Below are 5,149 nucleotides of genomic sequence, written 5' to 3'. Positions count from 1 at the left end.
AGAGGCTATTATGATTTAGCCACAGCCTATCAGTCCGTGCACGTCAACCGTTGAAACCGCCGTGTACCGAACGGTATGCACGGTGGTGTGAGAGGACGGGAGTTAATCACTCCCTCCTACTCGATTTTCTGACGTCTTACTTCATTCCTGTTCCACAATATAGAAAAAAATAAGAAAACAATACCCATATTTTACATTTATCTGTTATAATAAGCTTAAAGGTAAAAAATGTAAAAAAGGAGGCTTTAAGAAATGAAAAGAAGCGGAAAAAGAAGGTTACTGTCCCTGTGGCTCGCGCTGCTGATGGTGCTGTCTCTGACCACCGGCATGTCGTTTACCGCAGCGGCGGCAGACCACGACATCGTTGTGCTGTATACCAATGATGTTCACTGCGGTGTTGACGACAACATCGGATATGCCGGGCTGGCGTTGTATAAGAAGCAGATGCTCGAGCAGACACCGTACGTTGTCCTTGTTGACGCCGGCGATGCCATTCAGGGCGCGCCGATCGGAACACTTTCCGATGGAGGCTACTTAATTGATATCATGAATAAGGTTGGCTATGACTTTGCCATACCGGGGAATCATGAATTCGATTACGGCATGCCGCGTTTCCTGGAACTGGCGGCAAAACTGAGCTGTGGTTACTATTCCTGCAACTTCATGGACCTGCGGACCGGACAGACCGTATTTGCACCATACAAGATGATGACATACGGCGATACGAAGGTTGCCCTTGTGGGTGCCAGCACACCGGAAAGCTTTACGAAGTCCACACCGGCGTATTTCCAGGATGCAAACGGAAACTATATCTACAGTTTCTGTGAAGATGAGAGCGGACAGAAGCTCTATGACCAGATTCAGTCCAGTGTGAATGCGGCAAGGGCGGATGGAGCCAATTACGTGATTCTCGTCGGCCATCTGGGGGAGAATGGAACCACGGAGCGCTGGTCTTCTGACAGTGTCATTAAGAATACCAACGGGATTGATGCCGTAATCGACGGCCATTCACACGAGACGGTTCCATCAAAGGTTGTGAAGAACAAAGATGGTAAAGATATTATACTTACTCAGACCGGTACGAAGCTTCAGGATATCGGAAAGATGACGATTAAAAAAGACGGAACGATCACAACAGAACTGATCTCCAAGGTAGAGGCAGGAGGCGTTTCCAGGGGATATACGGTGAAATCAGGAGATTCCTTAAGCAGAATTGCAAAGAGAGAGCTGGGCTCCTATAACCGCTGGAGAGAGATTTACGATGCCAACAGAGATAAGATTAAAAATCCTGATATGCTGACGATCGGCATGCAGCTCACTCTTCCTGGCGGAAGTGCCGTCACGGAGGATGGGAAAAATGTGGACTATGACACCGATCAGTTCATCAAAGGAATTCAGGCGCAGTACAATGAGACGTTAAAGGCAGTGCTGGGGCACAGTGATGTAGATTTGACCGTCAATGATCCGGCGACGGGAGAGCGTGCCGTGAGAAGTGCCGAGACGAATCTGGGCGACCTGACCGCAGATGCATACCGCTTCGTACTGGGAGCCGATATAGGCTTATCCAACGGCGGAGGCATCCGGGCCAACATAGCGGCAGGCAATATTACATACAATGACACACTGGCTGTATTCCCATACGGCAACATGGGATGTGTCGTGGAAGTGAAGGGCCAGCAGATTAAAGACGCTCTGGAGATGGCTTCCAGAAACTGCCCGGATGAAAACGGCGGATTCCTTCAGGTATCAGGCCTTTCCTATACCATCGATACCTCTGTGCCGTCTACGGTACAGACCGATGAGAAGGGGAACTTCTTAAAAGTCGGAGGTGCTTACCGCGTAACCGATATCAAGGTAGGGGAGGAAGCCCTGGATATAAACAGGACCTACACAGTCGCTTCCCACAACTATATGCTGAAATCCGGCGGCGACGGAATGACCATGTTTGCCGGTGCGAATATTACCAGGGACGAGGTTATGACGGATGTGGACATTCTCTCCGCATACATCAATACCAATCTGGGCGGTAATGTAGGCGCTGATTACGGTGACCCGCACGGCCAGGGACGAATTACAGTGAAATAGCTTATAGAAGCATTTACAGAAAAGGGACTGCCTCACAATTCGTGAGCAGTCCCTTTTCCCTTGCCTGCAATCAGGCTGTTTCTCATCTCCTGGCCTCTTATTCCTATTCCTCTTCCCGGATCTCTTCCGCCAGCTCCCGCACCTTATCCCAGTCCAGGATTCGTACGCCCTTCGGCACGCGTTCCAGAATCTGTTCTTCACACATGGTGGAGATTAAATGCATCAGGTGACGATAGGAAATCGTTAAGTACTCCGCAATCTCGGTGTATTTCACGGACAGCAGTCCGCCGTTCTGGAGAAGAAGCAGACAGGCGGCAAAATTGTTGCGGCTGGGATAGGCGGTCAGACTCATGTATTTCCGATTCTGGGTGACGTTCTGTTTTAACGCCATACTGCAGCAGAATCTCAGAAACCGTGCATCCTGAAGAAGGCCGGCACGGCATCCCCTCGTATCAATTTCGATAAAGCGGCACTTTGTCTGTGCCACCAGGGGATAGGGGCGTTTGTTCTCCTCAAACAGTTCCGGTACGCCGAAAAGACTGAACGGCGTAAAGAAATTAATGAGCGACTGCCGGCCGTTTTTGTGGAAGCCATACAGTTTTGCCGTCCCCTGAATCAGATAGAGAATTCTTGTCAGCTGATCCGTGTTGCGGATAATGTATTCGCCTTTTTCGTACTCTGTGACACGGATATGGGGACGGATATCAAAGGAAAAATGGCTGTCAAAGTCATGTTCTTTCAAAATCCGGTCGGTTACAGCCGGACTCTCTGCGTTCTTCATGGAACACCTCCTGAAATTCATAAAAATATGAGAAATCTCATATTCTTTTTCTTCCCTTTATTATATACTAAGTTCAGCAAATTTAATATGAATAGTTGTATAGGAGTACTGAAGTGTATAAAAAAATTGATTTCAGGGTACGCCCGCCCTACGGAAATTATCTGACCATGTTCCAGAATGAACAGGCGCATTTCGCCCGGCTCGCAGACGCGTTTGATATGACCGTCTCCGAATCGCAGCGTACGGGGAATCTGGAGCAGTTTGTAAAAGAAATGGATCTGGCACACATTGAACTCTCTGTGGTACCCGGAAGGAAGAATCTGGGGGTGGACAGCGAGGGGATGTTTCCGCTGACATCGAGATATCCCGGGCGTTTTATGATCTTTCCCTATATTGATCCGACGGACGGAGATAAGGCTCTTTACGAGATTGACCGCTGCCGGGACCGGTGGGATATCCGGGGAGTCAGTATAGAGCCCACCTACCAGCCGAAGCCCTACGCGTTTGATGATCCGGTTGCATTTCCCATGTATGAGAAACTGGAGAGAGAGGATCTTGCTCTGTTTGTAAGCTACAGTGCCAAGCTCCTTCCCGTGGTGGATCCGGATACGGTGCGCCAGCTGGGGAGCGTACTTCACCGGTTTCCGGATTTGAAAATCATCGTGGGCCATGGGGGATGGCCGTGGCATTTAGAGGTAATGGCCATGGCGTTTAATTCGCCCAATATTTACATTGTTCCGGATATGTATGGATTAACCGGAGCGGGAAGCGGGGATTATATTAAAGCGGCCAATACGCTGATGAAACACCAGATGCTGTTTGGTACGGCCTATCCCATTCTCAATATCATGGATACTGCCAGGTTTTACGAAACTTGCGGTTTAAAAGAATCTGTAATGCCGGATTTCTTTTACAATAATGCAGCGAAGCTGCTCAAACTGTAACACGCCCGGCTGTACAGCCGCCAACAACCACACAAAAAGAGGAGGAACGCAACATGAAAAAAGTATTATCTATCGGTCTGTCAATCTGTATGGCAGCAGCACTGTTCGGATGCTCAGCCGGAGCGGGAAAAGACACGGCTCCGCAGACAACTGTTTCCGCGGAAACGGACACAAAGGAAGACAGGACGGAAGAGACAAGGGCCGAAAAAACCGAGTCAGAGGACACCACGGCAGCGGCGAAGGAGAGCTCCATCGACGGCTACGTATATGACGGCGAACCGATTGAGATTCATCTGGGGGATATCAACAGTCAGTTCCCGCTAAATCTTGCATACAATCTGGGATATTTGCAGGAAGAATTTGAGGGAAGCAATGTGACCTTTACTATGGACTATTTTCAGAATGGACCGGCCATCTCCGAGGCATTTGCTTCCGGTGATCTGGATTTCGCAGAATTTGGCGAGCAGGCGGCAATTGCTGGTATTTCCGCAGAGTACGGTTATAAGATTATCGGCCGCAACTGCGATACGGAAACCATGTATCCGCTGGTGGCAGATATAGATATCACGGATGCTGAGGGACTTAAGGGGGCGAAGATAGCCGTCTCTGTGGGAACCAGCGCCCACTATCTGCTGTTAACATACTTACATTCCATGGGACTTACCGAGGATGACATCGAACTGGTCAACACCAACGACACGGTGACACTTCTCGCTTCAGGCGAAGTACAGGGTGCGGCTGACCAGCTGGCAAAATTCAGCTCCATGATTGACGCCGGCGACGTGCATGTGCTGGCTGACGGCGTTGTCAGCGAGACCTGCCAGATCAGCGCGTTTGTGGGACGCACCGAATTCTGTGAGAAGTATCCGGAAATCACTGCCAAGGTTTTGAGGGCGGTCCAGCGAGTTGACGACTGGATGGCAGAGAGCGAAGAAAATCAGAAAACGGCATTTACCACACTGGCAGAGATTACTCAGCGCGAGGAAGCATGGTTCTCTACCATGTACGGCGGTTCCAATTTCGGAATCAACTTAACAGGGCAGGATCTGCGTGTTCTGGGCGAGGTTCTGGAATTTATGAAGACCAATGATCTGCTGTCCAATCCGGATATCACCATGGACGATATTCTGGAACTGAAATACCTGGAAATCGCCGGTTATCGGTAAAAGGCGCTTACACCGGCGGCTGTCCGTCTGACTGGATGGGCCGCCGGTTTTTTGGTGCGCCCGGCGGCGCACGTTTCTAACCGGTGCAAGTCCGGAATCCGCCCGGTGGTGGGAAGGATATAGCCGAAGGCAAGGGTGTCCATCGTGAGGTGGAATCTGAAGGAAGCTGGATA

General features: G+C 50.0%; 4 protein-coding genes. 3 read left to right on the top strand and 1 reads right to left on the bottom strand.

The window, feature by feature from the left end:
• The first annotated feature begins 252 nt into the window (after nt 1-252).
• On the top strand, nt 253-2,085 hold the full coding sequence (locus NE473_RS29575) for a bifunctional metallophosphatase/5'-nucleotidase (RefSeq protein ID WP_055652484.1): 1,833 nt from the start codon (nt 253-255) through the stop codon (nt 2,083-2,085).
• A 103-nt stretch (nt 2,086-2,188) separates the two neighbouring features.
• Here the strand turns inward: NE473_RS29575 and NE473_RS29570 are convergent, their stop codons facing one another.
• Nucleotides 2,189-2,866 carry a cyclic nucleotide-binding domain-containing protein gene (locus NE473_RS29570; protein WP_055652483.1) on the bottom strand — a complete coding sequence of 226 codons (678 nt, stop codon included), beginning with the start codon at nt 2,864-2,866 and terminating at the stop codon, nt 2,189-2,191.
• A gap of 113 nt (nt 2,867-2,979) precedes the next feature.
• Here NE473_RS29570 and NE473_RS29565 point away from each other — a divergent pair, with 113 nt between their 5' ends.
• Both NE473_RS29565 and NE473_RS29560 read left to right on the top strand, forming a co-directional pair.
• Nucleotides 2,980-3,810: an amidohydrolase family protein gene (locus tag NE473_RS29565; protein ID WP_242866284.1), complete on the top strand. Its 831-nt coding sequence runs from the start codon at nt 2,980-2,982 to the stop codon at nt 3,808-3,810.
• A 53-nt stretch (nt 3,811-3,863) separates the two neighbouring features.
• Nucleotides 3,864-4,976 carry an ABC transporter substrate-binding protein gene (locus tag NE473_RS29560; RefSeq protein WP_055652482.1) on the top strand — a complete coding sequence of 371 codons (1,113 nt, stop codon included), beginning with the start codon at nt 3,864-3,866 and terminating at the stop codon, nt 4,974-4,976.
• Nucleotides 4,977-5,149 lie beyond the last annotated feature (173 nt).

Source organism: Hungatella sp. SL.1.14 (genome assembly GCF_024460495.1).
GTDB classification, from domain to species: Bacteria; Bacillota; Clostridia; order Lachnospirales; family Lachnospiraceae; genus Hungatella; species Hungatella hathewayi.
This window is presented reverse-complemented; position numbering and strand designations above follow the sequence as displayed.